This is a genomic window from Aeromonas sp. s7(2024) (genome assembly GCF_040907825.1).
Taxonomy (GTDB): Bacteria; Pseudomonadota; Gammaproteobacteria; order Enterobacterales; family Aeromonadaceae; genus Aeromonas; species Aeromonas veronii.
On sequence record NZ_JBFOCM010000026.1, the window covers coordinates 39,690 to 62,289 of the forward strand.

Genomic DNA, 22,600 nt, shown 5'->3' on the forward strand with positions numbered 1-22,600 from the left:
CGAAAGGCGGGGCGCGCTGCCCAAATAGAGTGTAAACAGACGTAACAGGGAGAGAGTACTGGCCCAGCGGAGGCCAGAAAGCAAAAAACCCCGCCGAAGCGAGGTTTTTCTAAATGTGGTCGGTGATAAAGGATTCGAACCTTTGACCCTCTGGTCCCAAACCAGATGCGCTACCGGACTGCGCTAATCACCGAGGCTATTTCTTTCAAAATAGTTTACTTCAAAAAAACAAAGACGACCTGATAGTCATCCTCGTCATACAGCAAGTATGGTGCGAAGAGAGGGACTCGAACCCTCACACCCGGGGGGCACTAACACCTGAAGCTAGCGCGTCTACCAATTCCGCCACCTTCGCGTACCTGACAAGCTGTAAAATGGGGTGGCTGATGGGGCTCGAACCCACGACAACCGGAATCACAATCCGGGACTCTACCAACTGAGCTACAGCCACCACAGCTGTTTTCGTTCCACAACAACGCCCGTTTAACCGACGCACTTTTGATGGTGCGCCCGACAGGATTCGAACCTGTGACCTCTGCCTCCGGAGGGCAGCGCTCTATCCAGCTGAGCTACGGGCGCTACGCTGTCGAACGGGGCGCATTATTAATGATGGGTGCTGGTTTGTCTACACTTTTCTGTCACCGAAACACTGTTCGTTGTTTTTTCAAGCACATTGCACACTTTTCTTCCAATACTCCCCAGCTGACAGCCGAAAAGGGGCAGATCGCAGTCGCAAATCGCCTTGCTGCCTTGACTTGATTTGATGCCCATCTAGAATGAATGAACGTTCATTCAATCGAAAGTCACACTGATGATTCTGGATAAAAAAGAGAGCATCTTCAACGCGGCCCATGAGGTACTGGGTGAACGGGGTTTTCATGGTCTGTCGATTGCGGAAGTCGCCAAGAAAGCCAATGTTGCCACAGGCACCATCTATCGCTACTTCGGCGACAAGGATGATCTGATCCGGCAACTGCACCAGCACACTATCTTGCAGTGTGTGCCCATGGTCATGGCCGATGTAGCAATCGATAAAGTTTCATTTCAACAATTTCGCCAATTATGGCTCAATATTCATGCCATTTTTGTTAACGAACCCAACGCTATCCGGTGCAAATTGCAGTACGAGAGCTCTCCGCTAGGGGCAGAATTGGAAACCAATCCTGTCATTCTGGCCGCCTGGGAGCCTCTGGACCGATTTTTTGAACAGGGCGTTGAACAAGGATTGTTTATTGATTTACCGATACGGGCACTCCAGGTGTTGAGTCTGGACAGTGTCATGCATCTGGCCCTGCAGTGCAGGGTGCACAACATCACGCTGACCGAATCGCAGTTGGAAACCGCGATCCGGGCCAGCTGGAATGCCATTTTATCCCCCAATCTTTCCACCTCAGGAGCCTGTTCATGAAAAAGTGGATGGCCATTATGTTGCTGATAGCGATCGCCTTGTTTGGCAGCGTCATCGGCTTCAATTTGTTCAAACAGAAGATGATTGCCCAATATATGGCCAACCGGCCGGAACCCGAGTTCCCCGTCACCGCCATGGTGACCAAGGCGCAGGATTGGGTACCGACCATCGAAGCGATCGGCTTCATCGAGCCGAATCAGGGGGTGACCCTCTCCACCGAACTGGCAGGTACCATTGACGCCATCACCTTCGAGTCGGGCAAACCGGTCAAGGCTGACCAGCTGCTGCTGAGCCTGGACTCCACCGTGGAGCGGGCCAATCTGCGCGCCTCCCAGGCCAAGCTACCGGCGGCAAAAGCCAAGTTCGATCGTTTCCAGAACCTCTACAAGACCAGCTCCATCTCCAAAGAGCAGCTGGATGAAGCCGAAGCGGCCTATCGTTCGCTGGAAGCGGATATCGAGAGTCTGAAGGCGACCATTGCCCGTCGTGAAGTGCGCGCGCCCTTTAGCGGCGTGGTCGGCCTGCGCAATGTGTTCCTCGGTCAGTATCTGCAGCCGGGCACAGATATCGTGCGCCTGGAAGATACCAGCGTGATGCGCCTGCGCTTCACCGTGCCCCAGACCGATATCTCCAAAATCAAGCTGGGCCAGACCATCAAGATCAATGTGGATGCCTATCCGCAAACCCAGTTTGATGGTCACATCACCGCCATCGAACCTGCGGTCAACTTCCAGAGCGGCCTGATCCAGGTACAGGCAGACATTCCGAACAACGACGGTCAGCTCCGTTCCGGTATGTTCGCCCGCGCCAGCATCATTCTGCCGACGGTGAAAGATCAGATTGTGATCCCGCAGAGCGCTATCTCCTTCACCCTTTACGGTCAAAACGTCTACGTGCTCAAAGAGGGCGAAGAGACCGACAAAGAGGGTAACAAGGTGAAAGTGCTGCGAGCCAAGCAGGTTGTGGTCAAGGCGGGTGAGCGCCGTGGCAACGATGTGCATGTGCTCTCCGGCATCCAGGCCGGTGACCAGATCGTACTGTCGGGTCAGGTTCGCCTGAGCAACGACACCAAGGTGCATGTGGTCGAGAACGATGCCCTGGCCGTTCCGGCACAAACCCCGATGCTGTAAGCGCGGAGATCTGCGATGCGATTTACTGACATATTTATAAAACGGCCTGTGCTGGCGATCTCGCTCAGCTTCCTGATCGCCTTGCTGGGCTTTCAGGCCATCTTCAAGATGCAGGTACGGGAATACCCCGAGGTGACCAACACGGTGATCACCGTCAGCACTGGCTACTATGGCGCCAGTTCTGATCTGATCCAGGGGTTCATCACCCAGCCGCTGGAACAGGCGGTCGCGCAAGCCGACAACATCGACTTCATGACCTCCTCCAGCCAGCTGGGTAGCTCCACCATCACTGCGTACATGAAGCTCAACACCGACCCCAACGCCGCGCTGTCCGACATCCTGGCGAAGGTGAACTCGGTGCGCTCCCAGTTGCCGAAAGAGGCGGAAGACCCGTCGGTCACCTCCTCCACCGGTTCAACCACGGCGGTGCTCTACCTCGGCTTTACCAGCCCGGAGCTCAATTCCAGCCAGATCACCGACTATCTGGAGCGGGTTATCAAGCCGCAGCTCTTTACCGTGGGCGGGGTCTCCAAGGTTGATCTCTACGGTGGTGTCGAGTTTGCCCTGCGGGTATGGCTGGATCCGGCCAAGATGGCGGCCTTCAACCTGACTGCCAGTGACGTGATGACGGTGCTCAACAGCAACAACTATCAGTCCGCGACAGGTCAGGCGACCGGTTACTTCACCCTGTTCAACGGCAACGCCGAAACCCAGGTCAAGGATGTCGACGAGCTGAAGCGTCTGGTCGTTGCTACCCGTGACGGCAAGGTGATCCGCCTTTCCGACATTGCCAAGGTGACCCTCGAGAAGAGCCACGACATCTATCGAGCCAGCGCCAATGGCCGCGAAGCAGTGGTCATGGCGGTCAACGCCGCGCCGACAGCCAACCCCATCAACATCGCCCACGATGTGCTGGCGTTGCTGCCGAGCCTTGAGCGCAATATGCCGAGCACCATGCGTCTCAACGTGATGTATGACTCCACCGTGGCGATCAACGAGTCCATCCACGAGGTTATCAAGACCATCCTGGAGGCAGCCGCCATCGTTCTGGTGGTCATCACCCTGTTCCTCGGTTCGTTCCGCGCGGTCATCATCCCGATCATCACCATTCCGCTAAGTCTCATCGGCGTGGTGATGATGATGGATATGTTCGGCTTCTCGATAAACCTGATGACCCTGCTGGCGATGGTGCTGGCGATCGGTCTGGTGGTGGATGACGCCATCGTGGTGCTGGAGAACGTCGACCGCCATATCAAGGAGGGGGAAGAACCGTTCCGGGCAGCCATTATCGGTACCCGCGAGATCGCGGTACCGGTTATCGCCATGACGGTTACCCTGGCGGCGGTATACGCGCCTATCGCCCTGATGGGGGGTATCACAGGCTCCCTATTCAAGGAGTTTGCCCTGACGCTGGCTGGCGCCGTGTTCGTCTCGGGCATCATCGCCCTGACTCTGTCCCCGATGATGTGTTCCAAGATGCTCAAGGCCAACGAGAAGCCGGGCAAATTCGAGAGCACGGTCCACCACCTGCTGGAGCGGATGACCGATCGCTACGACAGCATGCTGCACGCCGTGATGAAAAAGCGCCCCGTCATCGTGGTGTTCGCCGTCATCGTCTTCGCCAGCCTGCCGCTGCTGTTCAAGTTCATCCCGAGCGAACTGGCACCGTCAGAGGACAAGGGGGTAATGGCCGTGCTGGGTACCGCACCGTCCAACGCCAACCTGGACTACATCGAAAACACCATGGCGGATGTGAACAAGATCCTGGACGACCAGCCCGAGATCGCCTTCTCCCAGGTCTTCTCAGGGGTGTTCAACGCCAACCAGGCGTTCGGTATCGCCTCCATGGTGCCCTGGAGCCAGCGTGAAGCGAGCCAGAAAGAGGTGCTGGACCGGGTCGCCAATCTGGTGAAAGACATCCCGGGTATGGCCATCACCACCTTCCAGTTCCCGGAACTGCCGGGTGCATCGAGTGGTCTGCCGATCCAGTTCGTCATCACCACCCCGAACAGCTTCGAAAGCCTGTTCCTGGTGGCCGGTGAAATTCTGGCAGCGGCGCAGAGTAACGGTCAGTTCGTCTATTCGGATCTCGATCTGAACTACGACTCCGCCACCATGAAGATCCGCATCGACAAGGACAAGGCAGGTGCCTACGGCATCACCATGCAGGATATCGGAATCACCATGGGCACCATGATGGCGGACGGTTACGTCAACCGTATCGACCTGGATGGCCGCTCCTACGAGGTGATCCCGCAGGTCGAGCGCAAATACCGTCTCAATCCGGAGTCCATCAAGGGCTATTACGTGCGGGCCGCAGACGGCAAGTCGATCCCGCTCGGCAGCCTGATCAGCATTGAAGTGGTTGGCGAGCCCCGCGCCCTGCCCCACTTCAACCAGCTGAACTCTGCCACCATAGGCGCCGTTCCGGCTCCGGGCGTGGCCATGGGTGATGCGATCAACTGGTTCCAGACCACCGCCGACGAGAAGCTGCCGCAAGGCTATCGTTACGACTTCATGGGTGAAGCCCGTCAGTTCGTCACCGAAGGCAATGCGCTCTATGCCACCTTCGCGCTGGCACTGGCGATCATCTTCCTGGTGCTGGCAATCCAGTTCGAGTCGGTGCGTGACCCGCTGGTCATCATGGTCTCTGTACCGCTCGCCATCAGCGGGGCCTTGATTGCCCTGGCATGGGGTATGGCGACCATGAACATCTACTCCCAGGTGGGCCTCATCACCCTGGTGGGTCTGATTACCAAGCACGGTATCCTGATCTGTGAAGTAGCTAAGGAAGAGCAGCTGCTGCGCGGCATGAACCGGATGGAAGCCGTTATGCAGGCCGCCAAGGTGCGTCTGCGTCCGATCCTGATGACCACGGCCGCCATGATTGCCGGTCTGATCCCGCTGCTCTACGCCGCAGGCGCCGGTGCGGCACAGCGTTTCAGCATCGGTATCGTCATCGTGGCAGGTCTTGCCATCGGTACCCTGTTCACCCTGTTCGTGCTGCCGGTGATCTACACCTATCTGGCTTCCGAGCACAAACCCTTGCCGGTATTCGATGAAACCATTCCGCCCAAAGCAAACGGCGGACATTAATCATCAATCACATGCAAAGGCCCCGATACGGGGCCTTTTTTATGCTTCGCAGGAAAGACGACATAAGTGCATGAAGCAGTTAAACTAAAAAACACCACATCCAGACCGCAAGGACGCCATGTCAGGACTCTTCACCAAGACCGCCAGGGCCGTAGGCCGCAACGGACTCTCATATCGCCTGCTCTCCTACATTCTGGTCTGCAGTACCGTATTGGCGATGATCATTACGGCGCTGCAACTCGCGTGGGATTACCGCAAGGATGTCGCCGTCATCGAAGACAGCATCGGCCAGATCGAGGCCTCGTTCCTGCAACCCATCGCCGCCAGCTTGTGGAACCTGGATGAAGAGCAGGTCAAAGTGCAAATTGAAGGGATCATGAACCTGCCCAACATGCAGTTCGTGATGGTCAAGGAGATGCTCGGCAACTCCGAAGTCCCGCTGCTGACCCAGGGGGTCGAGCGGGAAAGCTATGATATCTCCCGCGAATTCAATCTCACCTATCAGGGTGAAATCGTCGGCAAGCTGTTCGTTGCCGCCTCTCTCGAGCAGATCTACCAGCGCCTCATCGAAAAATCGGTGCTGATCATGGTCAGCCAGACCATCAAGACCCTGGTGGTCTCATTTTGCATCCTGATCATCATTTACTATCTGGTGGTCAGGCACATCAACCGCATCGCCAACTACGCCCAGAAGTTCAACCTCGATCGGCTCGACATGGCGCTGGAGCTGGAAGGCCGCCCGCAGCCACGCAAGAAACCCGATGAGCTGGATACCCTGGTCTCCACCCTCAACCAGATGCGTACCCGACTGCGTGACGAGCTGGTTGCCCGCCATCAGGCGGTGGAACAGCTGCAAAAGGAGCGGGACTTCTCCGCCACCCTGATCAACTCCGCCAACATGGTCATCTGCTGCATGGAACCAGACTTGACCATCGCCAGCATCAACCCGGCAGCCATACTGCTGACCGGCTACCACCAGCAGGAGCTGTTGCAGCACAACTGGCTGGATCTCTTTGTCAGCCCGGCGCAACGGGAAGAGCTGAACGATATTCTGGCGGCGGAAGGTTCACTGGCCGACAAAGAGGTCATCATGCATGACCAGCAGGCCCATGAGCTGGTACTGCAATGGACCTTCGTACCCTTCTACGATGGCCCCAACCTCAAGTACCAGATCGGCTTCGGTTACGACATCACCCAGCTGAAAAAGGTCGAGCGGGAGATAATCCAGCTCAACGAACAGCTGGAAGGCAAGGTGGTAGAACGTACCCGCAGCCTGAGCGAAGCCAACAACCAGCTCGGCAAGGCGTACGACGACCTGAAACAGGCCCAGCAAACCCTGGTGGAGTCGGAGAAGATGGCCTCCCTCGGCTCGCTGGTGGCCGGGGTGGCACACGAGATCAACACTCCGATCGGCATCAGCGTGACCGCCTCCTCCTACCTGCAGGAGCGGGTCGCCGACTTCAAGTCCCATATCGACTCCAAGCAGCTGTCGCGCTCCTATCTCAACGAGTTCACCGTCAACCTCGACGAGTCGATGCAGCTGCTGCAGAGCAACCTGCGGCGCGCCTCCGAGCTGATCGCCAGCTTCAAACAGGTGGCTGTCGACCAGTCATCGGAAGCGCGCTACAACTTCAGCCTCGCCGACAATCTCCATCAGGTAGTGGTCTCGCTTGGCCACAAATTGAAGAAGAGCCAGTGCGAAGTGGATATCCAGTGCGATCCCAAGCTGTCTATCTTCTCCTTCCCGGGCAGCTTTACCCAGATCTACTCGAACCTGATCCTCAACTCCATCAACCACGGGTTCGACAACTGGGACAAACCGAAGAAGATCACCATCAAGGTGGAACAGCAGGGAGAGGAGCTGTTTATCGACTATTCGGACAACGGCCGCGGCATCCCGCCAGAAATCTTGCCGCGCATCTTCGATCCCTTCGTCACCTCCAAGCGGGGTCAGGGCGGCAGCGGTCTGGGCACACACATCATCTACAACCTGGTGGTGCAACTGCTGAAAGGCCGTATCAGCTGTGCCAGCGAACCGGGCCAGGGCGCCCAGTTCCATATTCGCCTGCCGATCCAACATAACTGAGCGCTGGCTCTTGTGAGCCAGCCGCTTTATCCCCATCATGCTGTGATTGCATTCTTAATGAGCGGAGAACCTCGCAATGGCACAGCATTTTGACTATATCGCCATCGGCGGCGGCAGCGGCGGTATTGCTTCTGCCAACCGGGCTGCCATGTACGGTAAGAAAGTTGCCCTGATTGAAGCCAAAGAGTTGGGTGGAACCTGCGTCAACGTAGGCTGCGTACCGAAGAAGGCCATGTGGTATGCCGGCCAGATCGCCGATGCCCTGAAATATGGCGCCGACTACGGCTTTGACACCACTCTAAACCACTTCAACTGGGCCAAGCTGGTCGAGTCCCGCCAGGCCTACATCGGCCGCATTCACCAGTCCTATCAGAACGTGCTGGGCAAGAACCAGATCACCGTCATCAAGGGCTTCGCCCGCTTCGTCAGCAGCAACACCATCGAGGTCAATGGCGAGCATTACACGGCCGATCACATCCTGATCGCCACCGGTGGCCGCCCGGAAATTCCGGCGATCCCGGGAGCCGAGCTGGGTATCGACTCCGACGGTTTCTTTGACCTGCAAAGCCAACCCAAGCGGGTTGCCGTAGTGGGTGCGGGCTACATCGCAGTCGAGATCGCAGGGGTGATGCAGGCGCTCGGCTCCGAGACCCATCTGGTGGTGCGCAAGCACGCGCCGCTGCGCAACTTCGACCCCATGATCCACGAGACATTGGTCGAAATCATGGCGCAGGAAGGCCCAAAGCTGCACACCCACGCCATTCCCAAAGCCGTGCTCAAGAACGCTGACAACAGCCTGACCCTGCAACTGGAAGATGGTCGCCACCTCACCGTTGATTGCCTGATCTGGGCCATCGGCCGGGTACCGGCTACCGACAACCTCAATCTGGCCGCCGCAGGCATCGCGCTGGACGAGAAGGGCTTTATCCCGACCGACAAGTTCCAGAGCACCGCCGTCGCCAACATCTATGCAGTGGGTGACAACACGGGTCGCATCCAGCTCACCCCGGTGGCCGTCGCTGCGGGCCGTCGCCTCTCCGAGCGGCTGTTCAACAACAAGCCCAACGAGCACCTCAACTACGATCTGGTGCCGACCGTGGTGTTCAGCCACCCGCCCATCGGCACCATAGGCCTGACCGAACCTGAAGCCATCGCCGAATACGGCGAGGACCAGGTGAAGGTCTACCGCAGCCAGTTCACCGCCATGTACTCGGCACTGACCCAGCATCGCCAGCCCACCCGGATGAAGCTGGTTTGTGTCGGCCCGGAAGAGAAGGTGGTCGGTCTGCATGGTATCGGCTTTGCGATGGACGAGATCCTGCAAGGCTTCGGCGTCGCCATGAAGATGGGTGCCACCAAGGCGGACTTCGACAACTGCGTGGCTATCCATCCGACCAGTGCTGAAGAGTTCGTGACAATGCGATAAGCACGTTTGAAGCAGGCCTGTCATTATCAGGCCAACTTCAACAACTGCGTTCCCACGCCTCACCCCACCAGCGAGGAAGAGTTCGTCACTATGCGCTAAGGGCTGATGAAGTTGGCCTGTCACGAGCAGCCGGCTTCTACAGCCATGTAATCCCTTCATCCAAACCCGGCTCAGGCCGGGTTTTTTGATCACTCCTCGCCATTTATCTCGCAAATCCGTCGTTCTTTACGCCGATTTTACGCCTGCCACATGGCGCTTTATGGCGCCTTTACGCCTGTTTTACATACCCTTTTCAGCGTCAATGACACCAACAGAGTCGATATGGTCTTGCATCGGCTCTCGCAGCTAATTATCTCAATGGAGTCGATATGAATTGGCTATATCTGCTGCTCGTCCTCGCCTTGATGGCCTATCTGATGCGCGCACTCACGCGCAGTCACGAGTGAGGGACTACCTATATGCAGCAAGAAATTATCTACCCGGTGGCCAGCAAACTGCCGAGCCTCGTGAGCAATCCAATGCGTGCCCTGACGCACCGTGACCACGAGTGAGGAACTAGAACATGTGGCAAGAAATAATCTATCCGGTGGCCTTCGTGCTGCTGGTTCTGCTACCGGCACCGCTGCTGGGCAACTACATCTATCGGGTATTTGAAGGCAAAGTCCGCTGGTTGGCACCGGTCGAGCGCGCCACACTGGCTTGCTGTGGCACCGATGGACGGGAGCAGGACTGGAAGTCCTACGCCCTCAGCTTGCTGGCCTTCAACGGCGCCGGCTTCGGTCTGCTGTTCCTGATCCTGATGGCGCAGGGGTTGCTGCCCCTCAACCCGCAACAACTGCCGGGTCTAAGCTGGCAACTCGCCTTCAACACCGCGGTCAGCTTTATGACCAACACCAACTGGCAAGCCTATTCCGGTGAGGCCAGCCTCTCCTACTTCAGCCAGATGGTAGGCCTGACCACCCAGAACTTCGTCTCCGCAGGGACGGGCGCAGCCGTCGCCATTGCCCTGTTCCGCGGTATCGCCCGCCAGCAGACCATCAACCTTGGCAACTTCTGGCAGGATCTGGTGCGTTTCTGCCTCTATGTGCTGCTGCCCATCGCGCTGATCATGGCGCTGGTGCTGGTGTGGCAAGGGGTGCCGCAAAGCCTCTCCGCTTATCTGCCGTTCCACGGTGTGGAGGGTCAAGAGCAACTGCTGCCCCTCGGCCCGGCTGCTTCGCAAATTGCCATCAAGCAGCTCGGCTCCAACGGCGGCGGCTTCTTCGGCATCAACTCGGCACATCCGTTCGAGAACCCGACGGCCCTCTCCAACTGGCTGGAGATGGTCGCCCTGCTCACCATCGCTGCCGCCATGGTCTTTACTCTGGGCCGCTATGTGAAAGACATGGCCCACAGCCGCGCCATTCTCGGTGCCATGACCCTCATGCTGGTGCTGGGGCTCTTCGTCTCCCTCTCCCAGGAGCTGAAACCGGATCCCGCCCTCGCCCACCTCACCACTGACGCCAGCAACATGACTGGCAACTGGGAAGGCAAGGAGAGCCGCTTCGGCCCTGTGCTCTCCAGCATCTGGGAAGTGGCGACTACTGCCGCCTCCAACGGTGCCGTCAACGCCATGCACGACAGCTTTACTCCGCTCGGTGGCATGGTGGGCATGATCAACATGCTGCTGGGCGAGGTCATCTTCGGCGGGGTCGGCTCCGGTATCTACGGCATGATGCTGTTCGTGCTGCTGACCGTGTTCCTGTGTGGACTGATGGTGGGACGTACCCCGACCTATCTGGGAAAACGCCTCGGCATCACCGAGATGAAGTGGGTGGTCGCCAGCATGCTGGTCATGCCGGTGGGGGTTTTGGTGATCGGTGGTGTCACCCTGCTGATGCCGGATGCCAGCACCATCATCGGCCATAATGGCCCGCACGGTCTGTCACGCCTTATCTATGCCTACGCCTCGGCTGCCGGCAACAACGGCTCCGCCTTCGCCGGTTTTGCCGCCGGTGACAACTGGCAGTGCATCGCCATCGGTCTGGCCATGCTGCTCGGTCGCTTCGGCTACATCATTCCGGTACTGGCCATCGCCGGTCAGCTGGCCCGTGCGCCCCGTCAGGAGACGAGCGAAGGGGACTTCCCCATCAGCGGCCCGCTGTTCGTTACCCTGCTGATCATCACCGTCCTGCTGATAGGTGGCCTCTCCTTCCTGCCGGTGCTGGCACTGGGCCCGGTGGCCGAACATCTGAGCCTGATCGGAGGGGCTCTCTGATGAACCTGACCCTGTCGATCACCATCCGGATGCCAATGGCCAACTATCTGATGCTGGGAGCTTTCCAATGAGCAAGTCCACTGCAATGAACACCGACACCATGTTGGTGAAGGGCAAAAAACAGAAATCACAGATCATCCAGGCAATGGTTGAGGCCCTCTATCGCTTCAATCCCAAGGCGCTGTTTGGCAGCCCCATCCTGTTCACCCTCTGGCTGGCCGCAGTCATGGCGACCGTGGAGTCCCTGCTGGGGCAGCCTTTCTCCGGCGTCGCTCCCTCACTGGCCTGGCAGCTGACCGCCTGGCTCTGGCTGACCCTCTGGTTTGCCAACTTCGCAGAAACTCTGGCCGAGGGACGCGGCAAGGCCCGTGCCGATAGCCTGAAAGCGGGCATGAGCCAGCTCAAGGCCCGCCGGGTGGCGAATGCCAAAGATGGTCAGGGCGAATGGGTACCCGCCACCAGCCTGATGAAGGGGGATCTGGTGCTGGTACGCAGCGGCGAGATGATCCCGGCCGACGGTGAAGTAATCGCCGGCATCGCCTCGGTCAACGAGGCGGCCATCACCGGTGAATCCGCCCCCGTCATCCGCGAGTCAGGTACCGACCGCAGCGGCGTGACCGGCAACACGACGGTCGTCTCCGACGAGATCTGGGTGCGCGTCAGCAACAATCCGGGCGAGAGCACGCTGGATCGGATGATCGCACTGGTGGAAGGGGCCAAGCGCCAGAAGACCCCCAACGAGATGGCGCTGGATGCCCTGTTGGTGGGTCTGACCCTGATCTTCCTGCTGGTGGTCGCCACCCTGCCCTGGTTCCTCGACTACAACGGCACCCAGGTACCGCGTCTGTACCTGATCGCTCTCTTCATTACCCTGATCCCGACCACCATCGGCGGCCTGCTCTCCGCCATCGGCATTGCCGGTATGGATCGACTGGTGAAGCTGAACGTCATCGCCAAGTCTGGCCGTGCCGTGGAAGCGGCCGGTGACGTGCGCACCCTGCTGTTGGACAAGACCGGCACCATCACCTTCGGCAACCGGATGGCCGACGAGTTGATCCCGGCCCCCGGCGTCGACCCTGCCCTGCTGGCACAAGCGGCCATGCTGGCCTCGCTGGGTGACAACACCCCGGAGGGCAAATCCATCCTGACTCTGGCCAGCAAGAGCATGGCCAAGCCTAGCCAGCTGGAGAGCGACAAGGTGATCCCCTTCAGCGCCGAGACTCGCCTGAGCGGACTGGATCGCAACGGTCATCAATATCGCAAGGGGGCAGTGGATGCCGTGTTGAACTACCTCAGCCTCGACCGCAAGGCGGTGCCTGAGCTGGTGCTCAAGTCAGTCGACAGCATCGCCCGTCAGGGTGGGACTCCGCTGCTGGTCTGCACTCAGGAGAAACTGTTGGGGGTGGTCTACCTCAAGGACATCATCAAGCCCGGTATCAAGGCTCGCTTCCAGATCCTGCGCCACATGGGGATCCGCACCGTGATGATCACCGGTGACAACCCGAAAACAGCCGCCGCCATCGCCGCCGAAGCCGGGGTGGATGACTTCATCGCCGAAGCGACGCCGGAGAAGAAGCTCGCCTATATCCGGCAGGAGCAGGCCGATGGCCGTCTGGTCGCCATGTGCGGTGATGGCGCCAACGATGCGCCCGCACTGGCGCAGGCTGACGTGGGGCTGGCCATGAACGAGGGTACCCAGGCCGCCAAGGAGGCGGGCAATCTGGTGGATCTCGACTCCAACCCCACCAAGCTGCTGGATGTGGTGCTGGTCGGCAAACAGCTGCTGGTGACCCGTGGCGCCCTGACCACCTTCTCCATCGCCAACGACGTGGCCAAGTACTTCGCCATCCTGCCAGCCCTGTTCATCGCCGCCTACCCGCAACTGGGGGCACTGAACCTGATGCAGCTGGGCAGCCCGCAAAGCGCCATCCTGTCGGCCATCATCTTCAACGCCCTGATCATTGTGGCGCTGGTGCCGCTGGCACTGCGTGGTGTCGACCTGAAAGGCTCGGCCGCCAGTCTGCTGCGCCGCAACCTGTTGATCTACGGGGTCGGTGGTCTGCTGGTGCCTTTCATTGGCATCAAGCTGATCGATCTGGTCATTACCGGCCTGGGTCTGGTGTAACGACATAACCGGGATGCGGGTCAGACCCGCATCCCCAGCCATCCTTTTGGAGCAAGAGAATCATGATAGCAATCAGAACCCTGTTGACCCTGACCCTGCTGCTGGGCGTGGGTTATCCGCTGGCGGTGACCGGGCTGGCCCAACTGCTGTTCCCCTGGCAGGCCAACGGCAGCCAGCTGACCGACAGCAAGCAGCAACTCATCGGCAGCGCCCTGCTGGGGCAGAAATTCGAGCGGGCTGACTATTTCCATCCCCGTCCCTCCGCCAGCGACTTCAACACCATAGGCGGCAGCGCCAGCAATCTGGGGATGAGCTCGCCACTGCGGGCAGAGTTTGCCGAACAGGCAGCCAAGGCTCAGCCTGGAACCAGCTCCCCCGCCATGCTGACCCGCTCCGCCTCCGGCCTCGATCCCCACCTGCCGCTGGATGCGGTGCTGGCTCAGGTCGACCGCGTCGCCAAAGAACGTGGACTGGATCCCGCCCAACTGACGGAGCAGGTCAAGTCGGCCACACAAGCTGGTATCCTTGGCCCGCAGGTGGTCAACATTCTCCAGCTGAATCTGCAACTGGATCATAAAAAGGGCGCCTGATGGCGCCCGTTCCGGTTTGGTGATGACCTCGATTTTCGCAACGGGCGGTTGGCTCGATAGGGATAACAATGGCTGATGTAGCAAGCGCTGACGCCCTGCTGGCGAGTCTGATACTGGAGCATGGGGATGCGTGATGAGGTAAGGGCCGACGCCCTGCTGGCGAGCCTGGAACAGGAGCACAAGGGCAAGCTGAAGGTGTTTCTCGGCGCCGCTCCCGGCGTCGGCAAGACCTACGCCATGCTGCAGGCGGTGCGGGAACAGGCCAAGGAGGGGGTCGACATCCTGATCGGCGTGGTGGAGACCCACGGCCGTCAGGAGACGCTGGCCCTGCTCGACAAACTCGCCATCATGCCGCGCAAGATCCACATGCACCGTCAGCAGCGGCTGGAGGAGATGGACCTCGACGGCCTGCTGGCGCGCAAGCCGGCCATCGCCGTGGTGGACGAACTGGCCCACAGCAACGCCCCTGGCAGCCGCCACGAGAAGCGCTGGCAGGATGTGGAGGAGCTGCTCAACGCCGGGATTGACGTCTACACCACCCTCAACGTGCAGCATCTGGAGAGTCTCAACGATCTGGTGTGGCAGCTGACCGGGGTCAGGGTGAAAGAGACTCTGCCCGATCAGGTGCTGCTGGAAGCCGACAGTCTGGTGCTGATCGACCTGCCCCCCAAGGAGCTGCTCGGCCGACTCAAGGAGGGCAAGGTCTATGTGCCCCATCAGGCCAAGGCTGCCCTGCAATCCTTCTTCTCCCTCAACAATCTCACCGCATTGCGGGAGCTGGCGATGCAGACTGCCGCCAGCCATGTGGAGGGCGATCTGCAACTGCAATGGCAGGCAGCAGGCAAGAGCACCTTGCCGCTGCGGGGCAAGCTGATGGTTTGCCTCGGTGACCTGCACGGCTCGGCGCTGGTGCGCTACGGCCACCGCTTTGCCCAGCGCCGTCAGCTCCCGTGGCTGGTGGTGCATGTCGACAGCAATGGCCGCCGCTCGGCCGATGTGGAGCAGGCGCTGGCGCTCGCCTCCCACCTCGGCGCCAAGGTGCTGACGCTATCCAGCCCGGCGGTCGCCAACACCCTGCTGGAGACCGCCGAACAGCAGCAGGTCTCCCAGCTGCTGCTCGGCAAACCCCACAAGGCACCGTGGCGCCGCTCGCTGGTGCAGCACCTGCTCAAGCAGGCACAGGGGCTCGAAATCACGCTGGTCGATACCGAGAAGCAGAAGCCCGAAGTGGGGATGCGCGTCCCGACCCCGAAGGATATTCACCACAGCCTGCTGGCGTTGACCATCATGGGGATCACCTCGGCCGCCGCCTGGGGGCTCTCCTACTGGCTGCCCCCCGCAGCGTTACCGCTCATCTTCGTGCTGGGGGTGCTGGCGACGGCCCTCACCACCAGTCTGGTACCCGCCACGCTGGCGGCTGTGCTGGGCTTTATCGCCCACAATCTGCTCTTCACCGCCCCCTACTTCTCCCTGAGCGTCGCCAACCACAGCGATCTGCTCACCCTGTTTGTGCTGCTTATCGTCGGCATGACGGCGGGACGGCTCGCCTCCCGCCAGCGGCAACAGCTGATCGGTCTGCGCGAGACCCAGCAGCTGGGCAATGCCCTGCTCTCCCTCAGTCAGGGGCTGGCCACCGCCAGCAGCCCGGAGGAGGTTTTGAGACAAGGTGCCCAGGCCATTTCGCTGGCGCTCGGCCAGCCGACCGTGGTGATCGACAAGGAGTTCAACGACAGGCTCGGCAACGAGAAGCACAGGCCCGGCCAGACCGACAAGGCGGCCATCGACTGGTGTCTGGCCCAGAAGCAGAGCGCCGGGGCCCACACCGCCACCCTCAATGCCGCTGAGGCCCAGTATCACCACCTCAGCGATGATCTGGTGATCGGCATAACGCTGGCCAATCCGCTTTCCTCCTCTGCCGAGCATCAGCTGCAAGCGCTGCTCACCGACATTCGCGCCGCGCTGGCGCGGATCGACCTCAACGAGCGGCTGGCCGACAGCCAGTTGCAGGCGGAGACCGACCGGATGCGCGCGGCCCTGCTCTCCTCGGTCTCCCACGATTTGAAAACGCCGCTGGCCACCATCATGGGTGCCGGCAGCACCCTGCTGGAATATGGTGACCGGATCCCCGCCGAAGACCGTGACGAACTGCTCCACTCGGTGCAGGAGGAGGCGCGCCGCCTCCACAGCTATGTGCAGAATCTGCTGGATATGACCCGCATCGGCTCCCCCGACTTCCAGCTGAAACGAGACTGGGTCGATCTGGCAGATCTGGTGGAGAGCGCCCGCAAGCGGCTCGACTCCTCCTGGCGCCAGCACAAGCTGCTGGTCCATTTCGATCAGCATGTGCCCCAGCTCTATGTGCACGGCGCCCTGATCGAGCAGGTGCTGGTCAACATCCTCGACAACGCCTCCCGCTACTCGCCGGCAGGCACCCCCATCGAGTTCAAGGTGATGGTGGCCGAACCCGACCTCATCATCGATATCATCGATATCGGGGTCGGTATCGCCGAGTCGGATCGGGAAAAGATCTTCAACCTCTTCTACACCCAGCCGGTTGGCGATTGCGGTAGCCGTGGCACCGGGCTTGGCCTCGCCATTTCCCGCGCTATGATAGAGGCCCACGGCGGCAAGATTTGGGCCTTCTCCGGCCCCAATGGCAACGGCACCTGCATGCGCATCTCCCTGCCGCTCGCCCTCAATTCACCGGAGGTCTGATGGTTGACCGCCAGATCGGGTCACTCAGCCCCTCCCACCATTCGCCTCTGGAGGTTCGATGGCGCACATTCTGGTCATAGATGATGAAGCGGCGATCCGTCGCTTTCTGCGGATCAGCCTGATTGCCGAAGGGCATCAGGTGAGTGAGGCGGTGGGGGTCAATGAAGGGCTGGAGCAGTATCGCCACCTCAACCCCGATCTGGTGATCCTCGATCTCGGTCTGCCGGATGGCGATGGCATTCAGGTGTTGCAGGCCATTCGCGAGCATCACCCCAATCCGGTGCTGGTGCTGTCGGCTCGCGATTCGGAGCAGGAGAAGGTGCGGCTGCTGGATGCCGGCGCCAACGACTACATGAGCAAGCCGTTCGGCATCGGCGAGATGATGGCCCGCATCCGTGTGCTCTTGCGCCAACGGGCTGGCGTCAGCAGCGGCGAGCGGCGCCACTTCCCCCAATGCGGCCTGACGCTGGATATCAGCAGCCACAAGGTGACCATGAAGGAAGAAGAAATCCCCCTCTCCCGCAAGGAGTTCGCCCTGTTGCAGGCGCTGGTGTGCCACCCCGGCAAGCTGGTGATGCAGACCCAGCTGCTCAACGACATCTGGGGGCCGAGCCACAAGGAAGACACCCACTACCTGCGCATCGTCATCGCCAGTCTGCGCAAAAAGCTGGGGGATAACCCCCAGCAACCGACGCTTATCGAGACCGAATCAGGTATCGGCTACCGCTTTATCGGCAACTGATGTTTCACGTGGAACGACACCCACTGCAAATCAGCACCAATAGACCGCAGCCACTCAGCAACAGGCCGAGATCCTGCAATCCGGCCGCTACCGCCAACCCCAGACTGAGCAGCAGGTAGTAGCCAAGCCCGAACAGGGCGCCAGCGCTGCCTGCCACCTCGCGATAGGCCAGCAGCGCCTGACTCAGCACATTGGGGATCGCCAGCCCAAAAGCGATGACTACACCCATCATGGGCAACAGGAACCAGAGGCTGGCCTGAGTCGCCCATACCAGCAGCCCGGCAACCAGCGCCAGAGCGCAAGCCAATCTGACCAGAGATGACGGCAGCCACCCCCTCCCCAGCAGATGCTTGTTGAGCAGGCTGCCGAGCAGAGTCGCCAGCGCCAGCAAGATCCCCGAATAGCCAAACTCGCCGGTGCTCAATCCCAATCCGGCAAACAGGAAGGGGGCCAGACTGTAGTAGCCAAACAGCATAGTGTTGAACAGGGCGACCAGCATGGCACTGCGCCAGAGTCCGCCATCCTTTATCATCCGACACGCCAGCGGCCAGAGCGCGACTCGCTGGCTGGTGGCCGGACGGGTTTCCGGCAACTGCCAGTAGGTCACCAGCAGCAAACCCACTGCCAGTACCAGCAGACCGCTGAACACCCCGAGATAGCCGAACCCGCTCGCCAGCTGGCCGCCACTGAGAAACCCCAGCACCGGACTGAGTGAGAGCGCAATGCCCATCATCGAGAAGACCCGCGCCAGATCGCTACCCTGATAGCTATCGCGCAGCATGGTCTGGGTCACCACAGATCCCACGGCGGCACCAAAGGCCGAGATGACCCGGGCCAGCAGCAGGGTTTCAAACTGGTTGGCCAGCAGCGCCAGCAAGGTGCCGACGCCATAGGTGAGCAGACCCGCCAGCATGGCGGGACGCCGCCCGATCAGATCGCAGAGCCGCCCCCAGCAGACCACGCCCACCGCAAACGCCAGAAAATAGACCGACAGGGTCTGGGATGCCTGCCCCTCGCTCACCCGAAACTGGGTAGCGATGTGGGTCAGGACCGGGCTGTAGATGGTCTCCACAATTTGGGGAAACATCATCAATCCCACCACCAGCCAGAGCGGTGGCAACTTGTTGTTCATGACAAACCTCCTTCACAAGAGGTCGCCATTCTAGAGAGATGCCGATTGTCTGATTACAATAAGCAGGACTATAAACATCAAAAATCGGACATATGGCCTTTATTCTTCCCGATCACCCTTTTGACCCCGACCAGCTGACCGGCTGCGTGATCGGCATTGCCTCCGCCCTTGGCTGGCACGACTCGGGCCTGCATCAACATCAGCGTCATCAGCTGCTGTTCGCCCAATCCGGCTGCATGACTATGGAACTGGAAGGTCGGGTCTGCCTGCTGCCGCCCACCCGCGCCGCCTGGCTGCCTGCTGGCACCGAACACCGGATCTTGATGCGCGGTGTGGTGGCCTACCGCTCTCTCTACTTCCAGCCGCACCCCGAGTTGCCCGGCACGGTCGAAGTGCTGGCGGTCAATCCGCTGCTGCACGAACTGATCGAACGGATGGCGCTCTGGCCGTGGGACAAACCGCAAGAGCAGCAACAACGGACGGTGGCACTGTTTATGGAGGAGTTGGGGCAGGCGCCGCGGGAGTCGTGGCAGTTGCCGCTGCCGACCGATCCCAGACTGGGCGACTGGCTACAGCAGTTGAAACGGGGGGATGCCCTGCCCGATCGGCTCAACCGGCTGGCCGAACGGGTGGGTGCCAGTGACAAGACCATTGGCCGCATATTCATGCGGGAGACCGGCATGAGCTATCAGGCGTGGCGTCAGCAGTGGCGGCTGTTGCGCGCCATGGAGCTGCTGGCAGAAAGCGAGCCCATCAGCCGGATTGCCGCTGCGCTGGAGTTCTCCAGCGACAGTGCCTTTATCAGCTTCTTCAAACAACATACGGGACAGACCCCCCTGCGCTACCTCAGCTCTCGGGGTGAGTCGCCACAGCCTGACTCGCCTCCACCACCAGGGTATCCAGCGCCAGCGGCTTGAGATTGTGCAGCGCATCCTGCACCACGGCATGGGATGCTTGTTGCAACTCGCTCTGCACATCCTGCTCCAACTGGGTACTCTCCAGCTCGGGCCGCGGGTTTTCGTTGGTCATCACGTTCAGGCTCAGGGCACTCACAATCAGGGTAGCGATCAGGCTTTTCATCTGGTTTGCTCCGGTATGGTTGAGATGACCAGATAGCTATTCCAATAGTTGTGCCAATCCTCACGCAATTCATAACGTGATGATTTTGTTTAAATTAACTATATCTCGATACCAAATTGAGTCGCAAAATGCATCCCGCTCGGTCATTTTTAAACCAACAGTTGGTGCTTTTAACCACGCTTGATTTTTGCGCCATGTTCCACGTGGAACGTCCCATCTTTTTGATCGACACCCGCTTTTAAACTGAGCTATGGTGCTACATCTTCGTAACTGACTCTGGATCTGTCACCGAATGGAATTTTCCTTGTTCGGCGAGAAGTTCACTCGCCACGCCGGTATTACCCAACTCATGGATGACCTCAATCAGGGGCTGACCAATCCGGACGCCATCATGCTGGGTGGCGGCAATCCGGCCCCCATCCCCGCCATGCTGGAACGCTTTCAGGCGGAAGCCAAGAGCCTGCTCGACAACGGCGAGCTGGTCAAAGCGATGGCCAACTACGACGGCCCCCAGGGCAAAGACAGGTTCACCAAGGCGCTGGCCGCCCTGCTCAGCAAAGAGCTGGGCTGGGATATCTCGGCCCGCAATATCGCCCTGACCAACGGCAGCCAGAATGCCTTCTTCTACCTGTTCAACCTGCTGGCCGGTGAATTTGCCGATGGCCGCAAGAAGAAGGTGCTGTTCCCGCTCGCTCCCGAATACATCGGCTATGCCGACTCGGCGCTGGCCGACGACTACTTCGTGGCCTACAAGCCCACCATCGAGAAGCTGCCCGATGGCCAGTTCAAATACCACGTGGATTTCGAGAGCCTGCAGGTGGGTGACGACATCGGGGTGATCTGTGTCTCCCGCCCGACCAATCCCACCGGCAACGTGCTGACCGACGAAGAGATCGAACACCTCGATCAGATCGCCCGCGACAAGGGAATCCCATTGCTGATCGACAACGCCTACGGCGTCCCCTTCCCGGGCATTATCTTCAGCGAAGCCAAGCCGTTCTGGAACGCCAACACCATCCTCTGCATGAGCCTCTCCAAGCTCGGCCTGCCGGGCACCCGCTGCGGCATCGTCATCGCCGATGAGAAGATCATCCAGGCCATCACCAACCTGAGCGGCATCATCAATCTGGCGCCGGGCAGTCTGGGGCCTGCCATCACCATCCCGATGATCGAGAGCGGCGACATAATCACTCTCAGCGAACAGGTGGTGAAGCCCTTCTATCAGCAGAAGGCGGAGCTGGCGGTGCAGCTGCTGCGCGAAGCGATCCCCGACCCACGCTTCCACATTCACAAGCCGGAAGGGGCCCTCTTCCTCTGGCTCTGGTTTGAAGATTTGCCGATCCACTGTCAGGAACTCTATGAGCGACTGAAGGCGAAGAACCTGCTGATCGTGCCGGGCCATTACTTCTTCCCCGGCATCGATGACCCCGAGTGGCGCCACAGCCAGGAGTGCATCCGCCTCAACTACTCCCAGAGCGAGGAGCTGGTGCGCCGCGGTATCGCCATTCTGGCGGACGAGATCAACGCTCTCTACGCTGGTTAATCCAATCCGGCGATACAAAAACAGAAAGGCCTGCAGATGCAGGCCTTTGTCATTTATCGCGATCCGGTTTGCTTAGCCGGGCAGCGCCAGCTGCTCGGGTTTGCCGATAGGGATGGCGCGGGGCTTGAGCGCCTCCGGCAGTTCGCGTGCCAGATCGATGGTCAGCAGACCATGCTCCAGCTTGGCGCCCTGCACTTCCACGTGCTGGCTCAGCTTGAAGGCGAGCTCGAAGTCACGCTCGGCAATCCCCTGATGGAGGAACTGACGCTCACCGGCCGCAGCCCCTTTGCGCCCCTTCACCTTGAGTGTGCCGTTTTCGGTCTCCAGCTCCAGCTCTTCGCGCTCGAAGCCAGCCACGGCGACCGTGATGCGATAGCCATCCTGATCACGCTTTTCAATGTTGTACGGGGGGTAAGCGGCGGTCTTCTGCTCGAACAGACCTTCCAGCTCACGGGCCATCCGCTCGAAGCCGACGGCGTTGGAATAGAGATGAGAAAAATCGAGGTTACGCATAATCCTATCCTTCTAATAAGCAACAGGTTCAACTCTCCACAGGCCCGTCATCGGCGCCCGGGAAATTTTAAAATTTCAGTGAATTCAAGCTATCAGCCGTTGATCTCGATCTTGCGCGGCTTCATCGCCTCGGGCACTTCACGCACCAGCTCGATGTGCAGCAAGCCGTTTTTCAGGTCGGCCCCTTTCACCCGCACATAGTCGGCCAGCTGGAAGCGGCGCTCGAAACCACGTTCGGCGATCCCCTGATAGAGATAGTTGCGCCCGGTGTCGGCCTGCTTGTTGCCCTTCACCGTCAGCAGATTTTCCTGGAAGCTCAGCTCCAGCTCTTCCTGGGTAAAGCCCGCCACCGCCATGCTGATGCGGTAGTCGTTGTCACCCAGCTGCTCGATGTTGTAGGGGGGATAACCGGCATTGCCATTGCTGGCCGCAGATTCGATGAGATTGGCCAGACGATCGAAACCGATGGCAGAACGATAGAGCGGAGAAAAGTCGATAGAACGCATAGTATTACCCTCTTGTGAGCGATAACGGATGTTTTGCCCTCCTTATGGACGGGCGCCTGGTCGAAACCTCTGTCGAGCGTTCCGGCCTTGTTACCTATATAGGGGCTCACTTTTTCCTTTCAAGGGGATTTTTTCAAATTTTTAAATGGCCGCGCCGACCTGTAGAACATCAACCTGTTGGCCCGATAGTGATGATAATCGACCCGTGGGCCACTGATGACAACTCGCTCCGTCTCCCATAATTGGTTGCA

The 22,600-nt window shown here is 59.7% G+C and carries 16 protein-coding genes and 4 tRNA genes; 12 read left to right on the forward strand and 8 right to left on the reverse strand.

The genetic code is table 11. The features are described 5' to 3' along the window. Positions 1 to 116: 116 nt before the first annotated feature. From AB5Y73_RS12270 to AB5Y73_RS12285, 4 genes are all read right to left on the reverse strand, one after another. Positions 117 to 193 (reverse strand) — tRNA-Pro (locus AB5Y73_RS12270). 76 nt (positions 194 to 269) lie between these two features. Continuing rightward, a tRNA-Leu gene (locus AB5Y73_RS12275) sits at positions 270 to 355 on the reverse strand. Positions 356 to 375: 20 nt separating this feature from the next. Continuing rightward, a tRNA-His gene (locus AB5Y73_RS12280) sits at positions 376 to 451 on the reverse strand. A 51-nt stretch (positions 452 to 502) separates the two neighbouring features. After that, positions 503 to 579, reverse strand: a tRNA-Arg gene (locus AB5Y73_RS12285). A 232-nt stretch (positions 580 to 811) separates the two neighbouring features. Between AB5Y73_RS12285 and AB5Y73_RS12290 the strand changes: the two genes are divergently transcribed. The 10 genes from AB5Y73_RS12290 to AB5Y73_RS12335 all read left to right on the forward strand — a co-directional run bounded on the left by AB5Y73_RS12290 (position 812) and on the right by AB5Y73_RS12335 (position 17,575). Beyond that, positions 812 to 1,408 (forward strand): TetR/AcrR family transcriptional regulator, encoded by a 597-nt coding sequence (locus AB5Y73_RS12290; protein WP_005339267.1) that lies wholly within the window; start codon positions 812 to 814, stop codon positions 1,406 to 1,408. Further along, on the forward strand, positions 1,405 to 2,538 hold the full coding sequence (locus tag AB5Y73_RS12295; RefSeq protein ID WP_005339268.1) for an efflux RND transporter periplasmic adaptor subunit: 1,134 nt from the start codon (positions 1,405 to 1,407) through the stop codon (positions 2,536 to 2,538). Before AB5Y73_RS12290 ends, AB5Y73_RS12295 begins: the two co-directional genes overlap by 4 nt. A gap of 15 nt (positions 2,539 to 2,553) precedes the next feature. After that, positions 2,554 to 5,634 carry a multidrug efflux RND transporter permease subunit gene (locus tag AB5Y73_RS12300; RefSeq protein WP_005339270.1) on the forward strand — a complete coding sequence of 1,027 codons (3,081 nt, stop codon included), beginning with the start codon at positions 2,554 to 2,556 and terminating at the stop codon, positions 5,632 to 5,634. Between the two features lie 118 nt (positions 5,635 to 5,752). Beyond that, positions 5,753 to 7,720: an ATP-binding protein gene (locus AB5Y73_RS12305; protein WP_076494201.1), complete on the forward strand. Its 1,968-nt coding sequence runs from the start codon at positions 5,753 to 5,755 to the stop codon at positions 7,718 to 7,720. A gap of 76 nt (positions 7,721 to 7,796) precedes the next feature. Beyond that, entirely contained in the window at positions 7,797 to 9,146 is a 1,350-nt protein-coding gene (gene gorA / locus AB5Y73_RS12310) for a glutathione-disulfide reductase (protein WP_107683411.1), read from the forward strand. A gap of 562 nt (positions 9,147 to 9,708) precedes the next feature. Then, positions 9,709 to 11,403, forward strand: coding sequence for a potassium-transporting ATPase subunit KdpA (gene kdpA, locus AB5Y73_RS12315; RefSeq protein ID WP_107683412.1), 1,695 nt, complete (start codon positions 9,709 to 9,711; stop codon positions 11,401 to 11,403). Positions 11,404 to 11,470: 67 nt separating this feature from the next. Next, on the forward strand, positions 11,471 to 13,528 hold the full coding sequence (gene kdpB, locus AB5Y73_RS12320) for a potassium-transporting ATPase subunit KdpB (protein ID WP_107683413.1): 2,058 nt from the start codon (positions 11,471 to 11,473) through the stop codon (positions 13,526 to 13,528). A 62-nt stretch (positions 13,529 to 13,590) separates the two neighbouring features. Next, on the forward strand, positions 13,591 to 14,118 hold the full coding sequence (locus AB5Y73_RS12325) for a potassium-transporting ATPase subunit C (RefSeq protein WP_005355772.1): 528 nt from the start codon (positions 13,591 to 13,593) through the stop codon (positions 14,116 to 14,118). Between the two features lie 126 nt (positions 14,119 to 14,244). After that, on the forward strand, positions 14,245 to 16,833 hold the full coding sequence (locus tag AB5Y73_RS12330) for a sensor histidine kinase KdpD (RefSeq protein ID WP_107683414.1): 2,589 nt from the start codon (positions 14,245 to 14,247) through the stop codon (positions 16,831 to 16,833). Between the two features lie 58 nt (positions 16,834 to 16,891). Next, on the forward strand, positions 16,892 to 17,575 hold the full coding sequence (locus tag AB5Y73_RS12335) for a response regulator (RefSeq protein ID WP_005355774.1): 684 nt from the start codon (positions 16,892 to 16,894) through the stop codon (positions 17,573 to 17,575). 4 nt (positions 17,576 to 17,579) lie between these two features. Here AB5Y73_RS12335 and AB5Y73_RS12340 read toward each other — a convergent pair whose 3' ends face one another. After that, positions 17,580 to 18,707 carry a multidrug effflux MFS transporter gene (locus AB5Y73_RS12340; RefSeq protein ID WP_107683415.1) on the reverse strand — a complete coding sequence of 376 codons (1,128 nt, stop codon included), beginning with the start codon at positions 18,705 to 18,707 and terminating at the stop codon, positions 17,580 to 17,582. Positions 18,708 to 18,799: 92 nt separating this feature from the next. Between AB5Y73_RS12340 and AB5Y73_RS12345 the strand changes: the two genes are divergently transcribed. Next, complete coding sequence (locus AB5Y73_RS12345; protein WP_107683416.1) at positions 18,800 to 19,624, forward strand: helix-turn-helix domain-containing protein; 825 nt, start codon at positions 18,800 to 18,802, stop codon at positions 19,622 to 19,624. On the opposite strand, the gene AB5Y73_RS12350 is transcribed toward AB5Y73_RS12345, so the two are convergent. Further along, entirely contained in the window at positions 19,554 to 19,787 is a 234-nt protein-coding gene (locus AB5Y73_RS12350; RefSeq protein ID WP_107683417.1) for a hypothetical protein, read from the reverse strand. The two genes, AB5Y73_RS12345 and AB5Y73_RS12350, sit on opposite strands and share 71 nt — an antisense overlap. 292 nt (positions 19,788 to 20,079) lie before the next feature. On the opposite strand from AB5Y73_RS12350, the gene AB5Y73_RS12355 reads away from it, so the two are divergent. Further along, entirely contained in the window at positions 20,080 to 21,330 is a 1,251-nt protein-coding gene (locus AB5Y73_RS12355) for a valine--pyruvate transaminase (RefSeq protein ID WP_107683418.1), read from the forward strand. A 72-nt stretch (positions 21,331 to 21,402) separates the two neighbouring features. Here AB5Y73_RS12355 and AB5Y73_RS12360 read toward each other — a convergent pair whose 3' ends face one another. Together AB5Y73_RS12360 and AB5Y73_RS12365 are read right to left on the reverse strand one after the other, a co-directional pair. Continuing rightward, positions 21,403 to 21,843, reverse strand: coding sequence for an Hsp20 family protein (locus AB5Y73_RS12360; RefSeq protein WP_005339297.1), 441 nt, complete (start codon positions 21,841 to 21,843; stop codon positions 21,403 to 21,405). A gap of 92 nt (positions 21,844 to 21,935) precedes the next feature. Continuing rightward, positions 21,936 to 22,349, reverse strand: coding sequence for an Hsp20 family protein (locus AB5Y73_RS12365; RefSeq protein WP_005339298.1), 414 nt, complete (start codon positions 22,347 to 22,349; stop codon positions 21,936 to 21,938). Positions 22,350 to 22,600: the final 251 nt, after the last annotated feature.